The organism is Actinokineospora baliensis (assembly GCF_016907695.1).
Lineage (GTDB): Bacteria > Actinomycetota > Actinomycetes > Mycobacteriales > Pseudonocardiaceae > Actinokineospora > Actinokineospora baliensis.
On record NZ_JAFBCK010000001.1, the window covers coordinates 1,044,116 to 1,062,319 of the forward strand.

An 18,204-nucleotide genomic window follows, 5' to 3' on the forward strand; every position below is an offset into this window, starting at 1 on the left:
GCCTACTTCGTCTTCAGAGAGGTCAGCCGCGAGATCAGCGATCCCAGCAGGTTGAACACGGTGATGATGAGGATCAGCGTGACCGCCGCGCCCCAGACCCTGGCCTCGCCGACCTCGTTGGTGGTCAGCCGCTCCGAGGTCATCAGCAGCGGCAGCGACGCCATCGAGCCGCCGAACGGGTCGTAGTTGATGAAGGTGGTGTAGCCGACCAGCACCAGCACCGGGGCGGTCTCGCCCATCACGCGGGCGATGGCCAGCGAGATGCCGGTGATGATGCCCGACATCGCGGTCGGGATGACGATCTTGACGATGGTCTTCCACTTGGGCACGCCCAGCGCGTAGGCGGCCTCGCGCAGCTCATCGGGGACGATCTTGAGCAGTTCCTCTGTGGTGCGCACGACGACCGGGATCATCAGCAGCACCAGGGCGAGCGAGACGGCGAACGCGCTGCGCGGCATGCCGAAGGTGGTGATGCACAGCGCGTAGATGAACAGCGCGGCCACGATCGAGGGGACGCCGGAGAGGATGTCGACGGTGAAGGTCACCGCCTTGGCCAGCCGGGAGCGCTTGCCGTACTCGACCAGGTACACCGCGACCAGGACGGCGATCGGCACGGCGATGACCGCGCAGATCAGGCCCTGGAACAGGGTGCCGATGATCGCGTGGTAGACGCCGCCGCCGAACTGCCGCGAGGTCAGGCCCGCCAGCGACTTCTGCCACCAGTCGGCGTTGAGCACGTACTGGAAGCCCTTGGCCAGCACCGTGATCAGCAGCCACACCAGCGGCGCGAGGGCGAGCACGAAGGTACCCGCGACCAGGATGGTGGCCAGCCGGTTCTTGAACCGGCGGGCGGAGTTGATCTCCTGGAACGCCGGTGGCGCCGCAGGCCGGTTCAGGTCGGTCGCGGTGCTCATTCGTACTCCTTGTGGCCTGCGACGATCGAGCGGGCGAACGCGTTGACCACGAAGGTCAGCACGAACAGCACCAGACCGGCCGCGATGTAGGCACCGGCCCCGCGCGGGTCGTTGAACTCCTGCGCGGCGCGGGCGATCTTGGACGCGATGGTGTCGCCGCCGTCGAACAGGGTGAAGCTGAAGTGCGAGGTGGTCGAGCTGAGGATGATCAGCACGGCGATGGTCTCACCGAGCGCGCGGCCGAGGCCGAGCATCGAGGCGCTGATGTAGCCCGCGCGGCCGAAGGGCAGGACCGTGGTGCGCACGACCTCCCACTTGGTGGCGCCGAGCGCGAGCGCGCCCTCGATCTGCATCGGCGGGGTGCGGTCGAACACCTCGCGGCTGATCGCGGTGATGATCGGCAGCAGCATCACGGCGAGCACGATGCCCGCGGTGAAGATGGTCTGGCCGATCGCCAGGTTGGAGCTGCCCTCGGCGAACAGCGGGATGAACCCGAGGTTCTCGTTGAGCCAGGTGCTGATCGGCGCGAGCGCGGGGGCCAGCACGTAGGCGCCCCACAGGCCGTAGATGATCGAGGGGACCGCGGCGAGCAGGTCGACCAGGTAGGCGAACGGCCTGGCCAGCCTGCGCGGGGCGTACTGGGTGAGGAACAGCGCGATGCCCAGCGAGATCGGCATCGCGATGACCAGCGCGAACACCGCGCTGAACACGGTGACCAGGAGCAGGTCGAGCACGCCGAAGGCGAGGCCGCCCTCGGGGTCGGCGTCCCAGTCGCGGCCGAACAGGAAGTTGGCCTGGTTGTCCGCGAGCGAGGGGATCGCCTGGATGAGCAGGAAGATCCCGATGAGCGCGATCATGGCGACGACGAAGACGCCGGAACCGACGGTCAACGCCTTGAAGATCTTGTCACCCGGACGGGTGATCACCTTGGGGGGTTGGGTGGGTGTCCCACCAGAACCCTGCGGAGTGGAAATCGGTGCCTCCGGTGCGGTGTCGGGCGCCGCGCCGCCCCGGGGGCCCCTGGCTAAACCAGGGGTCCCGGGGCGTCCGACCGTGTCGGATTCGCTCATGTCGTTCTCGGCTCGCAGTGTGCCAGGTGGACTTACGCGATGGCCTTGATGGCGTCGAGCAGCTTGGCCTGGAACTCGTTGGGCAGCGGGACGTAGCCCGCGGCGGCCAGCGCGCTCTGGCCGTCGGTGGCCGCGACGTTCAGGAACGCCTTGACGGCCTTGGCGGTGTCGGCGTCGTAGCCCTTGGAGCAGACGATCTCGTAGGTCGCGAGCACCAGCGGGTAGGCACCGGAGGTGTTGCTGGCGTAGAGGGCGTCGAGGTCGAGGACCAGGTCGTTGCCGGTGCCCTTCACCTTGGCGGACTTGATGGCCGCCGCAGCGCCCTCGGCGCCGAGCTCGACGGCGCCGGAGCCGCTGTCGATCTTGGCGGCGTTCAGCTTCTTGTCCTGGACGTAGGACCACTCGATGTAGCCGATGGTGCCGTCACCGGCGGCGATGGCGTCCGCGACACCCGCGGAGCCCTGGGCGCCCTGGCCGACGCCGCCGTTGAACTTCTTGCCCGCGTCCTTGGTCCACGCGCCCTTGCCCGCGGCCTTCAGGTACTTCTGGAAGTTGTCGGTGGTGCCCGACTCGTCGCCGCGGTAGATCACGGTGATCGCCTTGTCCGGCAGGGTGGCGCCGGAGTTGATGCCCGCGATGGCCGGGTCGTTCCACTTGGTGACCGCGCCGCTGAAGATCTTGGCGGCGACCTCGCCGGTCAGGGTCAGGCCGGTGACGCCGTCGACCTTGTAGGCGACGCCGACCGGGCCGAAGACCAGCGGCAGGTTCCACGCCGGGTTGCCCTTGCAGCGCTCGGCGGCCTTGTCCACCTCGCCCTTGTCCTTGTTCAGGGGCGAGTCCGAGCCGCCGATGTCGACGATGCCCGCGTTGAACTGCTTGACGCCCGCGCCGGAGCCCGACGGGGTGTAGGCCAGCTGCTGGCCGGAGCACTTGGCGCCGTAGGCGGCGACGAACGCCTCGATGGCGCCCTTCTGCGCGCTGGAACCCTCCGCGACGAGGTCCTTCTTGCCACCGCACTCGACCTGGGTCGTGGCGGTCGGCGCGGGAGCGGCGGAGTTGTTGGCACCGGGGGTGGTGTTGTTGTCGCTGCCGCACGCGGTGAGGGCGAGGGCGCCCGCCGCGACGAGGCCGAGCACGGACACTGGCCGCTTGCTGATCACGGTCTATTCCTCCAGGCAGGAGTTCACAGGTCGCGACGTGACCCTACGTCCGCCGCCTCGCCGCGACGCTAGGCAGCACTAGTGGACGGCTGCCCTTGACGGAGTGAACAACGGGTGAACAAGCCCGTTTTTGTAACCGTTGCGATATGCCCGTCGCCTGGTCGTGGCTTTACCGTGACCTGTACGTATGCGCTGCGTAACCGGTTAGACGCTCCCAGCTTCTGCACGTGCATATTGAACGTCGGCGGCCGAACGGGTGAACCCCAATCGGCTGTAAATACCAACCGCCGGGGTGTTGTCGGCCTCCACGTACAAGATGATCTCCGGTACCCCGAGCGCCGCCAGGTGCCGCAGACCGACCAGCGTCAGCGCCTTCCCCAGCCCGCCGCCCTGCGCGTCGGGGTCCACACCGACGACGTAGACCTCGCCCACCTGTCCGGAGTGGACCTTGGTCCAGTGGAAGCCGAGCACCCGGTCCCGCGCGTCGACTGCCAGGAAGAACCCGGCCGGGTCGAACCACGGCTCCGCCTCGGTCGCCTCGACGTCGGCGACCGTCAACGACCCCTGCTCGGGGTGCCAGTCGAAGGCCCGCGCGTTCACCTCGACCACGGCGGCCTCGTCGCGCCCCGGCTCGAACGCGCGCACCCGGACGCCCTCCCGCCACACCGGCTCGGCCAACCCCGCGTCGGACAGGTCCAGCCGCATCGTCAGCAGCTCGCGAACCCGTGACAGGCCGTGCTTGTCGGCGATCTTGACGGCCGCCGGGTGGTCGCCGTGCGCCCAGAGCCGCACCCCGTCGGCGGCACGGGCCAGAACGGCGTCGACGAGCGCCGAGCCGACCCCACGACCGCGGGCGTCCGGCCGGACGAGGACCTCGGCGACCTGACGGCCGAACGAGTCGCCCCCGGTGTCGAGGTGGGCGTACCCGACCAGCTCGACGCCGTCGGTGGCCAGCAGGTGCTCACCGCCGCGGAACTCGCGCGGCAACGGCCCCTCCTCGGCCACCTCGGGGCGGCCGTCCACCGCGGCGACCGCGCGCAGCAGCGGGCGGAGCTCGGCAACGGCTTCGGGGCTGTCAGGGCGCCAGGTCAGGTCGGTCACCCCACCGAACCTACCCAGCGCGGACCTTCAGGCGTCGACGCGCCAGGCCCGGTCCGCTTCCTGGGACGGCTCGCGCCTGGCCCCGGCCTTGGGCGGCTGGACGAACTTGTAGCCGACGTTGCGCACGGTTCCGATGAGCTGCTCGTGCTCGACGCCGAGCTTGGCGCGCAGTCGCCGGACGTGCACGTCGACGGTCCGGGTGCCGCCGAAGAAGTCGTAGCCCCAGACCTCCTGCAGCAGCTGCGCGCGGGTGAACACCCGGCCCGCGTGCTGCGCGAGGTACTTGAGCAGCTCGAACTCCTTGTAGGTGAGGTCGAGCGGGCGGCCGCGCAGCCGCGCCATGTACGTGGCCTCGTCGATGACGAGCTCGCCGAGCCGCAGGGCGCCGTCGACGGCCGCACCGGCGGGTCCGCGGGTGGTGAGCAGCCGCAGCCGGGCGTCGACCTCGGCCGGGCCCGCGGTGGGCAGCAGGATCTCGTCGATGCGCCAGTCGCTGGTGATGGCGACGAGACCGCCCTCGGTGACCACGGCCAGCACCGGGCAGCTGTCGCCGCCGCTGGTCAGCAGCCTGCAGAGGCCCTTGGCGGCGGCGAGGTCGGTGCGCGCGTCGACGATCACGGCGTCGCGCGAGCCCGCCTCCAGCAGGGCGGTCACCTCGGGTGCTTGGGTGCGCACGGTGTGCGGCAGGAGCATCAGCGACGGCACCACGGTCGCGGGCTCCGGGTCGGCGGTCAGCAGCAGCAGGTCGAGGCTCATCACGAGTCCGCCTCTCTTGCGTGATTCCGCTCCGCGACGTTGGGGTGCGGCCCCGGGTACCGGGGTGGCGTTTTTCGGCTGGTCAGGACCATAACCCGTCGTTCACGCAAATGTCGTGCCCGTGCCGCCGGTGTCACACGCACGCGGGCACCGAGCAACGCGACGTCGCCCGTGGACGTCCAACGCACTGCGGGATCATGGGGGCCAGTGGTGCCGAACCGCCGTCGAGCGGGTAGGTACCCGGGGGACGCGACACACGGACAGGTGATGGGATGACGACCATGACGAACTCAGGCACGCCCGCGGGTGGGCAGGCGCCGCCACGCCGCCGGTCGAAGGCGGTGCGCAGGCTCGTCATCTCGGTGCTGGTGCTGCTCGTGCTGCTGGTCGCGGCCGACTTCGGCGCGGCGGCGGTGTTCGAGCACGAGGTGTCCAAGCGCGCGCAGCAGCAGTTCGACCTGCGCGACCACCCCTCGGTGCGGGTGGGCGGCTTCTCCTTCCTGGCCCAGGCGGTGTCCGGGGAGTACGACCTGGTGACCATCGACGCCAAGGGCGTCCCGGTGAAGGACACCCTGCGCGACGTGGACGTGCACGCCGACCTGCGCGGGGTCCAGGCGCCGCTGTCGGAGCTGGTCGGCGGGTCGCTGACCCAGGTGCCGATCCGCGAGGTGGAGGGCCAGGTGCGGATCAAGGCGGCCGACGTCAACCGGGCCATCCAGGGCAACGCCAACGAGGTCGTGTCCGCCATCACCAACCTGACCATCGACCCGGTCAGCGAGAAGGCGGTCAACACCAAGCCCGCCGAGGGCGAGGAGACCGAGGAGGACGCCACGGAGATCGCCGACCAGGAGGGCACCACCGCTGGCGTGAAGCTGTGCGGGACGGTCGGCATCGCCGGTCAGGACACCGAGCTGTGCGTGTTCTCCATCGTGTCGCTGGTCGACGGCGGGGTCGACATCGCGCCCAAGCGGCTGGAGCTGCGCAACGGCGGCTCGGACGTGAAGCTGCCGCAGCAGATCCAGGCCAAGGTGCTGTCGCTGTTCGCCCGCCGCCTCGACCCGGGCAGCCTGCCGTTCAAGGTGACCCCCACCGCGGTCACCGTCGAGCCCGGCGTGCTGTCGGTCAAGGGCAAGGCCGAGAACCTGGTGCTGGGCCGCTGATGACCGGGCTCTACGTCGCGTTGGGCACGGTGGCCATCGCCATGGGCATCGGTTTCCTGGTGCGGTCGCTCGGCGGCCGCACCAGGCCGTCCACGGCGGGCGAGGTGCCCGACGAGGTGCGCGCGGTGCTCGACCCGGCGGCCGCGGTGACCCTGGTGCAGCTGTCGACCGAGTTCTGCGGCACCTGCAGGCAGGCCCGTGCCGTGCTGACCGACATCGCGGGCGGCACGCCCGGTCTCGCGCACGCCGACCTCGATCTGACCGACCGGCCCGAGTTGGCGAAGCGGCTCGCGGTGCTGCGCACCCCCACGACCATCGCGGTCGACGCGGCGGGCACCGAGCTGCTGCGCGTCGGCGGCGTGCCGAAACGTGAAGAACTGCTCACCTCGCTGCGCCCGCACCTGCCCGGCTGAGACGGCCCCCACCTGCGCTTTCGACGAGCGCAATGCCGAGATCGGGCATCCCACCCTGTGGACGGGCCCTCTCACGACGGTGCGGGCGCCAGGTAGTCTCGCCGCCGTGTCCAGCTTCCTGACCAGGCGCCGCGCGGTGGACTTCTGCCGCGTGCGCAGCAGCCTGTGTCGGGGCTCCTGACCGGGCGGCCCGCCCGAGGCGTTCACCCGCCCCTGGCCGCTCACACCCACCCGTGTGCAGGTCAGGAGGCCATGTGTCCACCCAGGTCGACCCCAGGGGGCCGCGTTTCGCCGCTGGTGTGACCAGCGCCGTGCTCGTCGCGGTGCTCGTCACCGGCTGGTGGCCGCTGCTGGCGGCCCAAGCGGTCGTGTTCGCGCTCGGCGGTTTCGCCGGGCTCCGCTTGTCCCCGTACTCGGCGCTCTACCGCGCGGTCGTCGCGCCCCGGCTCGCCCCGACCGCGGAGCGCGAGGACGCCGCCCCGGTCCGGTTCGCGCAGACCGTCGGCTTCGGCTTCGCTGTCGTCGGTGTGCTCGGCTACGTGTTCGAGGTCACCGCGCTCGGCGCGGTGGCCACCGCGCTGGCACTGGTCGCCGCGCTGCTCAACGCCGTGTTCGGGTTCTGCCTCGGCTGCGAGGCCTACCTGCTGATCAACCGTCTGTCCATCAAGCAAAGGAAAGTGGGAACCGCCCGATGAGCCGCGAAGACGTGCTGGTTACGGCCGCCTGGGCCGAGGAGAACCTCAACGCCGACGGGGTGGTGTTCGTCGAGGTCGACGAGGACGCGAGCGCCTACGACACCGGGCACATCCCGGGTGCGGTGAAGGTCGACTGGCGGCAGGACCTGCAGGACCCGGTGCGCCGGGACTTCGTCGACCGCGCGGGCTTCGAGAAGCTGCTCTCCGCCCGCGGCATCGGCAACGACGACCTCGTGGTCCTCTACGGCGGCAACAACAACTGGTTCGCCGCGTACGCGTACTGGTACTTCAAGCTCTACGGCCACCAGTCGGTCAAGCTGCTCGACGGCGGCCGCAAGAAGTGGGAGCTCGACGGCCGCCCGCTGTCCACCGACTCGGTGAGCCGCGACGAGACCACCTACACCGCCCAGGAGCAGGACCTCTCGCTGCGCGCGTTCCGCCAGGAGGCGGTCGACGCGATCAACACCAAGAACCTGGTCGACGTGCGCTCGCCGGACGAGTTCTCCGGCAAGCTGTCCGCCCCCGCGCACCTGCCGCAGGAGCAGGCGCAGGTCAAGGGGCACATCCCGACCGCGATCAACGTGCCGTGGAGCAAGGCGGCCAACGAGGACGGCACCTTCAAGTCCAACGACGAGCTGCGCGAGCTCTACAAGGAGGCCGGTCTCGACGAGGGCAAGGCAACCATCGCCTACTGCCGCATCGGCGAGCGCTCCTCGCACACCTGGTTCGCCCTGCACGAGCTGCTCGGCTACTCGGACGTGAAGAACTACGACGGGTCGTGGACCGAGTACGGCTCCCTGGTCGGCGTGCCGGTCGAGGTCGGCGCCTAAGCAACCCCCAGGCAGGCCACCCCTGCCGACGAAAGGACAGTCATGAGCTCTTGTGGAGCACCGGAGCAGGGAACCGCACTGCCCGCGAACATCGACGCGGGCAAGGAGGTCGTGCTCAACGGCAAGGTGACCAGCGGCGGCACCCCGGTCGGCGGCGCGTTCGTGCGGCTGCTCGACGCCGGCGGCGAGTTCACCGCCGAGGTCGTGTCCTCGTCCGAAGGCGACTTCAGGTTCTTCGCCGCACCCGGCGACTGGACCGTGCGCGCGCTGCACCGCAGCGGCAACGGCGAGGCCACGGTCAGCGCCGAGGGCCCCGGGCTGCACGAGGTGGCCGTCTCGGTCGGCTAGGCGTGAGGCGTTGACCAGGGGCCCCGGGTGATCTTCCCGGGGCCCCTGGTCGTGCGAGCAGCGCCACGCGTGCGCGGCGGGCCCGGGCGGTATCCTCCAGCTGTGGAAATCTTCTTCACCTCGCTGCTGGTCCTCGTGGGCCTGTTGACCACCTGGTTCGCCGGGTACGTCGTCTACCGCCTCTACGCCGACCAGCGCTGATGCCCGCGGACGCCACCGGTCCGGTCCCCGGCAGCGGCGACGCGGCGATCCAGGCCGCGGAGAAGCGGGCCGAGGTCACCGGGCACCGCAACCTGCCGCAGTTCGACGACCTGCCGATCCCGGCCGACACGGCGAACCTGCGCGAGGGTCCCGCGCTGCACGACGACCTGCTGTCGCTGCTCCCGCTGGTCGGGGTGTGGCGCGGCGAGGGCGAGGTGGTCTACCCGACCATCGGGGGTCCGTTCAAGTACGGCCAGCAGCTGACCTTCGCCCACGACGGCCGCCCGTTCCTGCACTACGAGGCCAGGGCCTGGCTGCTCGACGACGAGGGCAAGGTCATCCGGCCCGCCGCGCGGGAGACCGGTTTCTGGCGCCCGCAGGCCGATGACACGATCGAGGTGCTGCTGGTGCACGCCACCGGCATCTCGGAGATCTACTACGGCTCGCCGCGCACCCAGACGTCCTGGGAGCTCGACACCGACATCGTTGTGCGCACCTCTTCGGCGAAGGAGGTCACGCAGGCGAAGCGGCTCTACGGCCTGGTCAACGGCGGCGACCTGGCCTACGTGGAGGAGCGCGCGATGGTCGGGCAGGAGCTGCAGCCGCACACCTCGGCATACCTACGCCGCGTCGTCGGCTAACCCCCGCATGCGACTGCGGCGGTGTGGCGTCGACGCTGTGCTGGTCGAGGTCGAGTCTCTTGGCGAGGTCGCCGCAGCGCGGGCAGCGCTGGCGGGATTGCCTGGACTCATAGAGCTGGTACCCGCCGCCCGCACGGTTCTCGCGTCGTTCGAACCCGGGTCGGCGGGGCTGCGGCAGGTCCAAGAGGTACTGGACCGAGCTGATCTGTCCTCGCCGCCCGCGGCTGGTTCCGCCGAGGTAGTGCTACCTGTGGTCTATGAGGGCTTGGACATAGAGCTGGTTGCCGAGACCGCGGGCTTGAGCGTCGAAGAGGCGGTCGCCCTGCACTCCGGTGCTGTCTACACGGTCGCGTTCTGCGGCTTTGCCCCCGGCTTCGCGTACCTGACGGGGCTACCCGAGCCGTTGTGCCAACCGCGGCTGGAGACCCCCCGCACGCGGGTGCCAGCCGGGTCGGTTGGCGTCGCTGGCGAGTTCACCGGCATCTACCCGCGGGCGTCCCCTGGCGGATGGCGCTTGGTGGCGCGGCTCGCCGATGACGCAGCCGCGCTGTTCGACGCTACTCGCGAACCTGCCGCGTTGCTCTCACCTGGCGACCGGGTCAGGTTCGAGGTGGCTTCATGACCCGGACTCTTACCGTGGTCGCTACAGGACCTCTCGCGCTCATAGAAGACCTTGGCCGCCCCGGCAACGCGCACTTGGGGGTCCCGCCCTCGGGCGCATTGGACCGACCGTCCTTGCGGCTGGCCAACAGGCTCGTAGGCAATCCAGAAGACGCTGCGGGCATCGAGTGTGTCCTAGGTGGACTTGCCGTCCGCGCTAGCGCCTCTTGCACCATCGCGGTGACAGGGCCGAGCGTGCCGGTAGAGGTTGCTGACCGGGTTGTCGACTCGCACGCCCCGATTCATGTGCGCGCGGACGAGGTTGTCCGGCTGGGCTCGCCGCACGCGGGTGTACGCAACTACTTGGCTGTGTCCGGTGGGATCGTGGCTGCGCCACAGCTGGGCTCGCGTTCAACGGATGTGTTGTCAGGCATAGGCCCCGCGCCTCTGGCCGTCGGGAATGTGCTGCCTATAGGCGATCCGGTAGGGCTACCAACCGGAGAAGACGCAGTACCGCCGCCGAGCCCTAGGGACTACCTGACGATCCCCGTGATCTTGGGCCCACGCGACGAGTGGTTCGCCAACGCGGGATCCCAGTTGGCAGCAGCAGTGTGGTCGGTATCCCCGGAGAGCAACCGCGTCGGTCTGCGCCTCCTGGGTGACCCTCTGCGCCGCGCCCCGGAGTTCGAAGGCCAGGAACTGACCAGCGAAGGTGTGCTGACCGGCGCGGTGCAGGTACCCGCCAACGGCCGCCCGGTGATCTTCCTGGCCGACCATCCCACAACCGGCGGCTACCCGGTCATCGGCGTCGTGCCCGCCGCGCACCTCGCGGAGTTGGCGCAGGCCCGCCCGGGGACGCGGGTCAGGCTGCGCGGCTGACGTCAGATCTTGGCGAGCAGGTACTTGGTGGTGGACCCACCCATCGCGCACGAAGTGTCGTACTTGGTGGCCGTGTAGGTGAACCCGGCCGGGACCGTACAGGCCCACAGACCGGTCACCGGGGTCGCGATGTAAAACAGCGGCTCGCACCCCTGGTCGGCCCGGGCCATCGTGTAGGTGGTCCCCGCGGGCACCCGCCTGCACGACCAGTACTGACCATCCGCTTGCGCCGCGGGCGCCAGCGTGGCCACCGCCGCTGCCGCGAGCACCGCCGCAGCAGCACCGCCGCCGAGTCGTCCCAGCTTCATGTGTCCGCCTTCCACTGTGGTGAGTGGACCCCTGACCAGGGCCCGGTACAGCACAGCAGTTCGGCCCGGCCCGATCATCTACCAATTGGTTGAACCAATTTGGCGTTCGGTGGGACCCCCGGCCAACCGGACGAGCCCACTCGTCGCGGACCATCGGCCGATCAGGGCAAGGATCAGTACTCCGCCTCGTAGAGGGCGGTGAGCTCGGCGGCGATCTCCGCCGAGTGCTCCAGAGCGACCCCGTTGAGCGTGTGCACCCTGGTGACCTTGCGGACGCTGGAGACGACGAACAGCCCGTCCGCCGCCGCCAGCTCGTCGGCGCCGATCGGTTCGACCTTGGTGGACCAGCCCGCCCGTTCGGCCGCCCGGAACAGCGCGCCCTGGGTGGTGCCGGGCAGCACTCCGCTCGTCGGTGGCGGCGTGCGCAGCGTGCGGCCCGCGCGCAGGACCACAGTCGAGGTGGGGCCCTCCAAGACCGATCCGTCCGCCGCCGTGAAGATGACCTCGTCCACGCCCAGTGCCTCGGCGTGGCGCATGGCGGCCATGTTGGTCGCGTATGACAGCGTCTTCGCGCCGAGCAGCAGCCACGGCGCCCGCTCGACGAGCGCCGGGTCGAACCCGCGCTCCAGGGTGATCGCGGTGACCCCGGTCGCGCGGTTGCGGACCGAACGACCGCCGATCGCGAGCCCGATGGCGTAGCCCGTCGGGCCGCTGTCGCCGTACTCGGGGCCCCGGGTGTAGACGAGTTTGACGGCCATCTCGCCCGGGTCGGGCCAGGCGCCGATGACCGTCCAGGTGAGCCGCTCCCAGGCGTCGAGGTCGGGTCGGGGCAGGTCGAGCATGGCAGCCGACCTGGCCAGCCGCTCCAGGTGCGGGCCGAGCTCGCGGGGTTTCCCGTCGACCACCAGCACGGTCTCGAACACCCCGTCGCCCCTGGTCAGCCCGAGGTCGTCGACCCTGATGTGCGGGGTGTCCGGGTCGGCAAGGGTTCCGTCGAGCATCGCGAGCACGCGCATGCGCCGAACCCTACGCGCGGGCAGGCCCTACCATCGAACGAGTGGAGACCGCCCACCCGCTCGAGGAGCGCCGCGCGCAGCTGCGGGCAACCCTGCACGAGCGCGGCATGCGGATGACCCCGCAGCGCCAGCTAGTGCTCGACGCGCTGCTGGTGCTCGAGCACGCGACCCCCGAGCAGGTCTGCCACCACGTGCAGCGCACCACCCCCACGGTCAACATCACGACCATCTACCGCACGCTGGAGCTGCTGGAGGGCCTCGCGCTGGTCCGGCACACCCACCTCGGGCACGGCGCGCCGACCTACTCGGTGCACGAGCACCAGCACGTCCACCTGGTCTGCCACCGCTGCGGCCAGGTCGTGGAGTCGCCGAAAGCGGTCATGGACGAGCTGTGCGGAACACTGCGCGCCGCCCACGGGTTCGAGTTGGATGCCAGCCACCTCGCGCTGTCCGGAACGTGCCAGACCTGCTCCCAGGAGACCCCGTGACCGACCGCTCCCCGCTCCTCGACCAGCCGGGCGCCGTGCCCGCCCCCGACGGCGAGCGCTCGGCGGTGGCCTGGCACTTCGGCGACCCGTTCGCCGAGCAGCGCAGCGCGGCCCGCAAGGTGGCCGTGGTGGACCGCTCGGACCGGGAGGTGATCGCCGTCCCCGGCGCCGAGCGGCTGTCGTGGCTGCACCTGGTGATCTCCCAGCACGTCACCGACCTGGCCGAGGGCGCGGGCACCGAGGCGCTGGTGCTCGACGGCCAGGGCCGGGTCGACGCGCACATGCTGCTCGCGCACCTCGACGGCACGGTCTGGCTCGACACCGAGCCGGGCGCGCAGGCGACCGGGGTGCGCGGCGGGTCCATGCCGCTGCTGGAGTACCTGCAGCAGATGGTCTTCTGGTCCAAAGCAGAGCCCAGGGACGCGACCGGCGAGCGCGCGGTGCTGAGCCTGGTCGGTCCGGAGACGCCGGAGCTGCTGGCCAAAGTGGACCTTCCGGTTCCCGCGGGCGGCTACGGCGTCGCCTCGGCCAAGGACGTGATCGTCCGCCGGATGCCCTGGCCCGGCCACGACGCCGCAGATCTGCTGGTGCCGCGCTCCGAGCTGACCGCGTGGTGGACCCGGTTGACCGAGGCGGGCGCGCGGCCGATGGGCAGCCTGGCGTTTGACGCGCTGCGGGTGGAGGCGCTGCGGCCCCGGCTCGGCGTGGACACCGACGAGAAGACCATCCCGCACGAGGTGAACTGGATCCACGTCGCCGCGCACGTCGCCAAGGGCTGCTACCGGGGCCAGGAGACGGTCGCGAAGGTGCACAACGTGGGTCGGCCGCCGCGCCGGATGCTGCTGCTGCACCTCGACGGCGCGACGGACGTGCTGCCCGACACCGGTGCGCAGGTGTTCGCCGGGGACCGCGCGGTCGGCAGGCTCGGCTCCGTCGTGCAGCACCACGAGCTCGGCCCGATCGCGCTGGCGCTGGTGAAGCGGTCGGTCGACCCGGGGACCGAGCTGGTCGTCGGGTCCGGCGAGGAGCGCACCCAGGCCTCCATCGACCCGGACTCGGTGCCCGACGACACCCCGGCGCTCGGCCGGATCGCGGCCCAGGGCCTGCGCGGCTGAGCGGGCGGGTTCGATCCAGACCCGGCGAGGGTGAAGCGGGCGCGGGCGGCTGTGCCAGTATCGCGCCATGTCACCGTCGACGCCCCGCCCCGGCAGCTCAGGCACGTTGATCACGGTCGCGCCGACCGGGGCCGAGCACAGCAAGGCCGACGTGCCCAACCTCCCGGTCACCCTCGACGAGCTGGTGCGCACCGCGCGCGACTGCGAGCGGGTCGGCGCCGCGATGATCCACATCCACATCCGCGACGACGACGCGAAACCCACGCTGGACCTGGGGCGGCTGCGGGAGACCGTGGCCGCGGTGCGGGAGAACACCCGGCTGGTCGTGCAGCTGTCCACCGGCGGCGCGGTCACCGACCCGGAGTCCGACCGGCTCGCCGTGCTCGACGCACTGCCCGACTCGGCCTCGTGCACCATGGGGACGGTGAACTTCGGCGACGACGTGTTCCTCAACCGCTGGGAGTTCATCGTCGCGCTGCACAAGGGGATGCAGGAGCGCGGGATCGTGCCGGAGTACGAGATCTTCGACCTCGGCCAGCTGACCACGCTGCGCAGACTGCTCGACCAGCACGGCCTGCCCGCAGGCGGGCACGTCCACCTCGACCTGGTGATGGGGGTGCCCGGCGGCATGCCCGGCGACACCGAGACACTGGCCGCGGCGCTGCGGCTGATCCCGCAGGGCGCCACCTTCTCGGCGACCGGCGTGGGCAGGACCAGCCTGCCGGTGCTGCTGGCGAGCCTGTCCGCAGGCGGCCACGTCCGGGTGGGGATGGAGGACACCGTTTCCTACGCCAAGGGCGAGCGGGTGCGCGACAACGCCCAGCTCGTGGCCAGGGCGGCGGGCCTGGCCAAGATCGCCCAGCGGCCGCCGATTGGTCCAGAAGAGTCGAGGGTACTTCTGGGGGTGGCGAGCTGAGCGCCGTTGTCGTCAAGATATGGCGATCGAGCACCGAGTGGCGGAGGATGTGCCCGTGATCGAAGTCCGCCCAGGAGGGCGCAGGCGCATCGACCGGGTGTTGGCACCCGACTACGTCGAGGGCCTGGCCGAGCTGGACCTGGCCGAGGTCCGCGCCCGCCGCGACGACGCGGCGCAGGAGGAGACCGACCTGTCCTACCTGCGCAGGCTGCTGCACGGCCGGATCGACATCGTGCGCGCCGAGCAGCGCCGCCGCGCCAGCGGCGAGTCCACCTCGGTCGTCGACCAGCTCGCGGTGATCCTGGCCGACAACGCCGTCGGTCCCGCGATGGGGTCCGGCCGGTACCAGACCATGGAGCCCTCCCGCGCCGAAGCGCACCGAAGGCACGTCGAGGCCCTGGTCAGCGACGCCGACCTGTCCGACGTCGGTTCGCTGCCCGAGGAGCGGCTGGCGCTCGCGCTGCTGACCTACCAGCAGGAGGAGGCCTCGGTCTCCCAACGAAGGCGCGAGGTGCAGCGGGTGATGGACCTGCTCAACGACGAGATCGGCGGTCGCTACCGGGCGGGCAGCGCGTCGGTGGACGACCTGCTCGCCGCTGAGCGCGGTAAGGGGGAGCAGCGCTGAACCCCGTCCTGGTCGAGGTGTTGCGGTCCGGCTTCGTCGAGTCGATCCACCGGGGTTCGGTGGTGGTGCTCGACCCAGACGGGCGGGTCCGGCTCGCCCTCGGCGAGGTCAACGAACCGGTCTTCACCCGCTCCTGCAACAAGCCGTTACAGGCGCTCGGTCTCCTGCGCGCCGGTCTCGACCTGCCAGACGACGCCGATCTGGCGGTCGGCTGCGCGTCGCACAGCGGGGAGGCCGAGCACGTCGAGCAGGTGCTGGGGATCCTGAGCAAGAACGGGCTGGCCGAGACCGACCTCGGCTGCCCACCGGACTGGCCGATGAACCAGGCCGCCCGCAACCGGGTGATCGCGGGCGGCGGCGGCAAGCGCGCGGCCGCGATGAACTGCTCCGGCAAGCACGCCGCCATGGTCGCCACCGCCGCCCAGCAGCTGTGGGACGTCCGGGGCTACCTCGACCCCGACCACCCGGCCCAATCCGCCATCGCCGACGCCGTCGAGGACATGACCGGCGAAAAGATCACCACCATCGGCGTCGACGGCTGCGGCGCCCCGCTGTTCGCCCTCACCCTCACCGGCCTGGCCACCGGCTACACCCGCCTGGTCACCGCCGACCAAGGCACCCGCCGCCGCCGCGTGGCCGACGCCATGCGAGCCCACCCCCACCTAGTCGGCGGCACAGACCGCGACGACACAGAGCTCATGCAGGCCATCCCCGGCCTATTGGTAAAAGGCGGCGCCGAAGGCGTCCACGCCATGGTCCTCTCCGACGGAACCGCCATGGCCATGAAAATAGACGACGGCGCCCCCCGCCCCAGAACCCCAATACTGGTAGGCGTCCTAAGAGCCCTAGGCTACGACGCCCCAGAACTAGAAGAAAAAGCCGAACGAGACGTCCTAGGCGGCGGAGTCCCCGTAGGCGCAGCCCGCCTAACCGACGGCCTCTTAGACTCCCTGACCTAGTTCCGATGTGTTGAGCACCTGGGCGATCACTGGCTGGCCCCAGCCACTGGACACTCGGAAGCCGCTGGTGCCACCCCAGCCCGCCGAGTCAGCCCCGCCAGCCCGACCACTGGACACTAGGAAGTCGCTGGTGCCAGAACAACCCACCGAGCCAGCCCACCCAAACCCAACCCACCGAGCCGACCCCGCCAGCCCGACCACCGCCCCCGGAAGTCGCCGGTGCCACCCCAGCCCGCCGAGTCAGCCCCGCCAGCCTGACCACTGGCCACTCGGAGTCGCTGGCGCCAACCCAACCCACCGAGTCAGCCCCGCCAGCCCAACCACCGCCCCCGGAAGTCGCTGGTGCCAACTGCTCGATGGGGTGGACCTGTTTTGTGTGGGGGGACGGCAGCCGTAGCGTCGCCTCGCTGCAGGGCCATGCTTTTCGGCCCCTGCTTTGCGGTCCTGCCACGGCTGTCGTAGGGGCCCCACGCAAAACAGGTCCACCGCATCGAGCCTGCAGTTAAATCGCGGATCGAGCCGATGGCGCAGCCGAGGCGAGGATCCGATGCAAGGCGCGAAGCGACGAGCCGAAGATCATCTACCCCGGGATCCCCCGATTTCCATCCTATCGAGGCGAACCGGCAATCCGACCACAAAGACCATCCCCTGTGGACAGTTATCCCCATTGTGGACAACCACCCCAGACAACCGCCCCCGAGACACCCGCGCGTCAGTTCAACCGCTCCCGCTGCGCAAGCCCAGCCCAGAACTCCCGCAACCTCTCAAACCGCTCCCCCACCGCCCCCGGATCCGCTCCCTCGATCGCCTCCAAGATCGCGTGCACGTCCTCAGCCGACGTGTCCCCCACCATCTCCTCGTCGTCAAGCAGCTGCACCAACCCCCCGTAGTCCAGCTCCACCGCCGACCCCTCGTCGAAGTTCGCCAGCCACCGGGCCGTATCGGCGAGCACCTTGGTCGGCCCGCCCTCCCCGAAGGTCTGCGCCGCGAGGTCGTGCGCGCGCTCCACCCGCCGCATCGCGTCGCCGTGGCTTGAGCGCCAGTACAGCTGTCTCCGGGGGTCGGAGCGGGGCGCCAGGATCACGTGGCGGTGGGCCGGGTCGAAGAGGGTGAACCAGGGGAGGGGGACTGTCCAGGTGGTGGAGACGACGTGGACGGCGCCGCCGGGGAGGTCGGCCAGGACGCGGGTCGCCTTTTGCCGGACCTGGTCGGCGGAGGTGGTCAGTACGGCGTCGCGCAGGGCGGGGCCCGCGGTGGCCAGGAAGCCGACCATGGCGGCGGCGGAGCGGGCGCGCAGGTCCAGGGGGCACACGAGCGGGCCGAGACCGCAAGGCGACTCGCCGGTGGGGACCTCGGCCGGGTCGATCACGAGGACGTCGCGGACCGCACTCGGGGACGGGCGGCCGTCACTGAGTTCACCCGGTAGAGCGGCCCCGATCAGCTGTGACTTGAGCCACACCTCGCGTTCTCGGGTCGCCACCTGCTCGCGCGTGAGGCGTTCAAGGGTGATCCTGGCCAACAGCAGGTCAGCGAGGGTTTCGTCGAACGCGGACAACGGTTCGTACACCCGCAGGTAGGCGACGAACGGACGGGACACGGCTCCATCGTTTCACGGACCGCAACCACCGCGGCGTCCAGGAAGGTGAACGGCGGGCGATCCGGGCGGTGTTCGCGGCGATGTCAGGTTCTCCACACCGTGCCGCGTCGCATCGAACCCCTTCGGCACGGTACGGTAGTTAGCAGGAATCAACTGTCGACATCTACGGGGCCGCCGTTCCCCCGGCCGCCCCGTCACTGTGCGAGGGGGTCGAGCCATGGGGCGCGGCCGAGCTAAGGCCAAGCAGACGAAGGTGGCCCGGGAGCTCAAGTACAGCTCACACCACACGGACTTCGATGCCCTGCAGCGTGAGCTGTCGGGCAACTCCGACGACGGTCACGACAGCGGTGATCGCTTCGACGACTCGTCCGACGACGAGTACGACGACTACCGGCGGTGAATCCGGGGTCCA

The 18,204-nt window shown here is 70.5% G+C and carries 22 protein-coding genes; 14 read left to right on the forward strand and 8 right to left on the reverse strand.

The window, feature by feature from the left end; translation table 11 throughout:
* Window positions 1-2: 2 nt before the first annotated feature.
* The 5 genes from pstA to JOD54_RS04695 form a co-directional block, all read right to left on the reverse strand.
* Window positions 3-914, reverse strand: coding sequence for a phosphate ABC transporter permease PstA (gene pstA / locus JOD54_RS04675; RefSeq protein WP_204449345.1), 912 nt, complete (start codon window positions 912-914; stop codon window positions 3-5).
* The gene (pstC, locus tag JOD54_RS04680) at window positions 911-1,840 is read right to left on the reverse strand and encodes a phosphate ABC transporter permease subunit PstC (protein WP_204449346.1); all 930 of its coding nucleotides are present in this window, start codon (window positions 1,838-1,840) and stop codon (window positions 911-913) included. The genes pstA and pstC overlap by 4 nt, the downstream gene beginning before the upstream one ends.
* A gap of 176 nt (window positions 1,841-2,016) precedes the next feature.
* On the reverse strand, window positions 2,017-3,144 hold the full coding sequence (gene pstS / locus JOD54_RS04685; RefSeq protein ID WP_204449347.1) for a phosphate ABC transporter substrate-binding protein PstS: 1,128 nt from the start codon (window positions 3,142-3,144) through the stop codon (window positions 2,017-2,019).
* Window positions 3,145-3,348: 204 nt separating this feature from the next.
* Entirely contained in the window at window positions 3,349-4,245 is an 897-nt protein-coding gene (mshD, locus tag JOD54_RS04690; RefSeq protein ID WP_204449348.1) for a mycothiol synthase, read from the reverse strand.
* A 27-nt stretch (window positions 4,246-4,272) separates the two neighbouring features.
* Window positions 4,273-5,001, reverse strand: coding sequence for a winged helix-turn-helix transcriptional regulator (locus tag JOD54_RS04695; protein WP_204449349.1), 729 nt, complete (start codon window positions 4,999-5,001; stop codon window positions 4,273-4,275).
* A 281-nt stretch (window positions 5,002-5,282) separates the two neighbouring features.
* Between JOD54_RS04695 and JOD54_RS04700 the strand changes: the two genes are divergently transcribed.
* The 8 genes from JOD54_RS04700 (at window position 5,283) to JOD54_RS04735 (ending at window position 10,768) form a co-directional block, all read left to right on the forward strand.
* Entirely contained in the window at window positions 5,283-6,161 is an 879-nt protein-coding gene (locus JOD54_RS04700) for an LmeA family phospholipid-binding protein (RefSeq protein WP_204449350.1), read from the forward strand.
* A complete protein-coding gene (locus tag JOD54_RS04705) occupies window positions 6,161-6,574 on the forward strand; it encodes a thioredoxin family protein (protein ID WP_204449351.1) in 414 nt (137 codons plus the stop codon). The genes JOD54_RS04700 and JOD54_RS04705 overlap by 1 nt, the downstream gene beginning before the upstream one ends.
* A gap of 254 nt (window positions 6,575-6,828) precedes the next feature.
* Window positions 6,829-7,269 (forward strand): DUF4395 domain-containing protein, encoded by a 441-nt coding sequence (locus JOD54_RS04710; protein WP_204449352.1) that lies wholly within the window; start codon window positions 6,829-6,831, stop codon window positions 7,267-7,269.
* Complete coding sequence (locus JOD54_RS04715; protein ID WP_204449353.1) at window positions 7,266-8,099, forward strand: sulfurtransferase; 834 nt, start codon at window positions 7,266-7,268, stop codon at window positions 8,097-8,099. The genes JOD54_RS04710 and JOD54_RS04715 overlap by 4 nt, the downstream gene beginning before the upstream one ends.
* Window positions 8,100-8,141: 42 nt before the next feature.
* Entirely contained in the window at window positions 8,142-8,447 is a 306-nt protein-coding gene (locus JOD54_RS04720) for a DUF1416 domain-containing protein (RefSeq protein ID WP_204449354.1), read from the forward strand.
* Window positions 8,448-8,647: 200 nt separating this feature from the next.
* Window positions 8,648-9,289 (forward strand): heme-binding beta-barrel domain-containing protein, encoded by a 642-nt coding sequence (locus JOD54_RS04725; RefSeq protein ID WP_204449355.1) that lies wholly within the window; start codon window positions 8,648-8,650, stop codon window positions 9,287-9,289.
* Between the two features lie 7 nt (window positions 9,290-9,296).
* On the forward strand, window positions 9,297-9,911 hold the full coding sequence (locus tag JOD54_RS04730; protein WP_204449356.1) for a 5-oxoprolinase subunit B family protein: 615 nt from the start codon (window positions 9,297-9,299) through the stop codon (window positions 9,909-9,911).
* Entirely contained in the window at window positions 9,908-10,768 is an 861-nt protein-coding gene (locus JOD54_RS04735) for a 5-oxoprolinase subunit C family protein (protein ID WP_204449357.1), read from the forward strand. The genes JOD54_RS04730 and JOD54_RS04735 overlap by 4 nt, the downstream gene beginning before the upstream one ends.
* 2 nt (window positions 10,769-10,770) lie before the next feature.
* Here the strand turns inward: JOD54_RS04735 and JOD54_RS04740 are convergent, their stop codons facing one another.
* Both JOD54_RS04740 and JOD54_RS04745 read right to left on the reverse strand, forming a co-directional pair.
* Window positions 10,771-11,076 carry a hypothetical protein gene (locus tag JOD54_RS04740; RefSeq protein ID WP_204449358.1) on the reverse strand — a complete coding sequence of 102 codons (306 nt, stop codon included), beginning with the start codon at window positions 11,074-11,076 and terminating at the stop codon, window positions 10,771-10,773.
* 173 nt (window positions 11,077-11,249) lie between these two features.
* Window positions 11,250-12,092, reverse strand: coding sequence for an aminodeoxychorismate lyase (locus JOD54_RS04745; protein ID WP_204449359.1), 843 nt, complete (start codon window positions 12,090-12,092; stop codon window positions 11,250-11,252).
* Between the two features lie 41 nt (window positions 12,093-12,133).
* Here JOD54_RS04745 and JOD54_RS04750 point away from each other — a divergent pair, with 41 nt between their 5' ends.
* From JOD54_RS04750 to JOD54_RS04770, 5 genes are all read left to right on the forward strand, one after another.
* Window positions 12,134-12,580, forward strand: a complete 447-nt coding sequence (locus JOD54_RS04750; RefSeq protein WP_307859836.1) for a Fur family transcriptional regulator — start codon at window positions 12,134-12,136, stop codon at window positions 12,578-12,580.
* Entirely contained in the window at window positions 12,577-13,695 is a 1,119-nt protein-coding gene (ygfZ, locus tag JOD54_RS04755; RefSeq protein ID WP_204449360.1) for a CAF17-like 4Fe-4S cluster assembly/insertion protein YgfZ, read from the forward strand. The genes JOD54_RS04750 and ygfZ overlap by 4 nt, the downstream gene beginning before the upstream one ends.
* Window positions 13,696-13,762: 67 nt before the next feature.
* A complete protein-coding gene (locus tag JOD54_RS04760; protein ID WP_204449361.1) occupies window positions 13,763-14,611 on the forward strand; it encodes a beta-keto acid cleavage family enzyme in 849 nt (282 codons plus the stop codon).
* A gap of 55 nt (window positions 14,612-14,666) precedes the next feature.
* Window positions 14,667-15,236 carry an RsiG family protein gene (locus JOD54_RS04765; RefSeq protein WP_204449362.1) on the forward strand — a complete coding sequence of 190 codons (570 nt, stop codon included), beginning with the start codon at window positions 14,667-14,669 and terminating at the stop codon, window positions 15,234-15,236.
* 17 nt (window positions 15,237-15,253) lie between these two features.
* Complete coding sequence (locus tag JOD54_RS04770; protein ID WP_307859837.1) at window positions 15,254-16,195, forward strand: asparaginase; 942 nt, start codon at window positions 15,254-15,256, stop codon at window positions 16,193-16,195.
* 712 nt (window positions 16,196-16,907) lie between these two features.
* Here the strand turns inward: JOD54_RS04770 and JOD54_RS04775 are convergent.
* Window positions 16,908-17,792, reverse strand: a complete 885-nt coding sequence (locus JOD54_RS04775) for a DUF8083 family protein (RefSeq protein WP_204449363.1) — start codon at window positions 17,790-17,792, stop codon at window positions 16,908-16,910.
* Window positions 17,793-18,009: 217 nt separating this feature from the next.
* On the opposite strand from JOD54_RS04775, the gene JOD54_RS04780 reads away from it, so the two are divergent.
* Window positions 18,010-18,192, forward strand: coding sequence for a DUF3073 domain-containing protein (locus tag JOD54_RS04780; RefSeq protein WP_204449364.1), 183 nt, complete (start codon window positions 18,010-18,012; stop codon window positions 18,190-18,192).
* Window positions 18,193-18,204 lie beyond the last annotated feature (12 nt).

Coding starts and splice junctions, on each gene's coding strand:
- pstA (WP_204449345.1), bottom strand. CDS start 914: ATGAGCACCGCGACCGACCTGAACCGGCCTGCGGCGCCACCGGCGTTC.
- JOD54_RS04695 (WP_204449349.1), bottom strand. CDS start 5,001: ATGAGCCTCGACCTGCTGCTGCTGACCGCCGACCCGGAGCCCGCGACC.
- JOD54_RS04700 (WP_204449350.1), top strand. CDS start 5,283: ATGACGAACTCAGGCACGCCCGCGGGTGGGCAGGCGCCGCCACGCCGC.
- JOD54_RS04705 (WP_204449351.1), top strand. CDS start 6,161: ATGACCGGGCTCTACGTCGCGTTGGGCACGGTGGCCATCGCCATGGGC.
- JOD54_RS04715 (WP_204449353.1), top strand. CDS start 7,266: ATGAGCCGCGAAGACGTGCTGGTTACGGCCGCCTGGGCCGAGGAGAAC.
- JOD54_RS04720 (WP_204449354.1), top strand. CDS start 8,142: ATGAGCTCTTGTGGAGCACCGGAGCAGGGAACCGCACTGCCCGCGAAC.
- JOD54_RS04725 (WP_204449355.1), top strand. CDS start 8,648: ATGCCCGCGGACGCCACCGGTCCGGTCCCCGGCAGCGGCGACGCGGCG.
- JOD54_RS04730 (WP_204449356.1), top strand. CDS start 9,297: ATGCGACTGCGGCGGTGTGGCGTCGACGCTGTGCTGGTCGAGGTCGAG.
- JOD54_RS04735 (WP_204449357.1), top strand. CDS start 9,908: ATGACCCGGACTCTTACCGTGGTCGCTACAGGACCTCTCGCGCTCATA.
- JOD54_RS04740 (WP_204449358.1), bottom strand. CDS start 11,076: ATGAAGCTGGGACGACTCGGCGGCGGTGCTGCTGCGGCGGTGCTCGCG.
- JOD54_RS04745 (WP_204449359.1), bottom strand. CDS start 12,092: ATGCGCGTGCTCGCGATGCTCGACGGAACCCTTGCCGACCCGGACACC.
- JOD54_RS04760 (WP_204449361.1), top strand. CDS start 13,763: ATGTCACCGTCGACGCCCCGCCCCGGCAGCTCAGGCACGTTGATCACG.
- JOD54_RS04780 (WP_204449364.1), top strand. CDS start 18,010: ATGGGGCGCGGCCGAGCTAAGGCCAAGCAGACGAAGGTGGCCCGGGAG.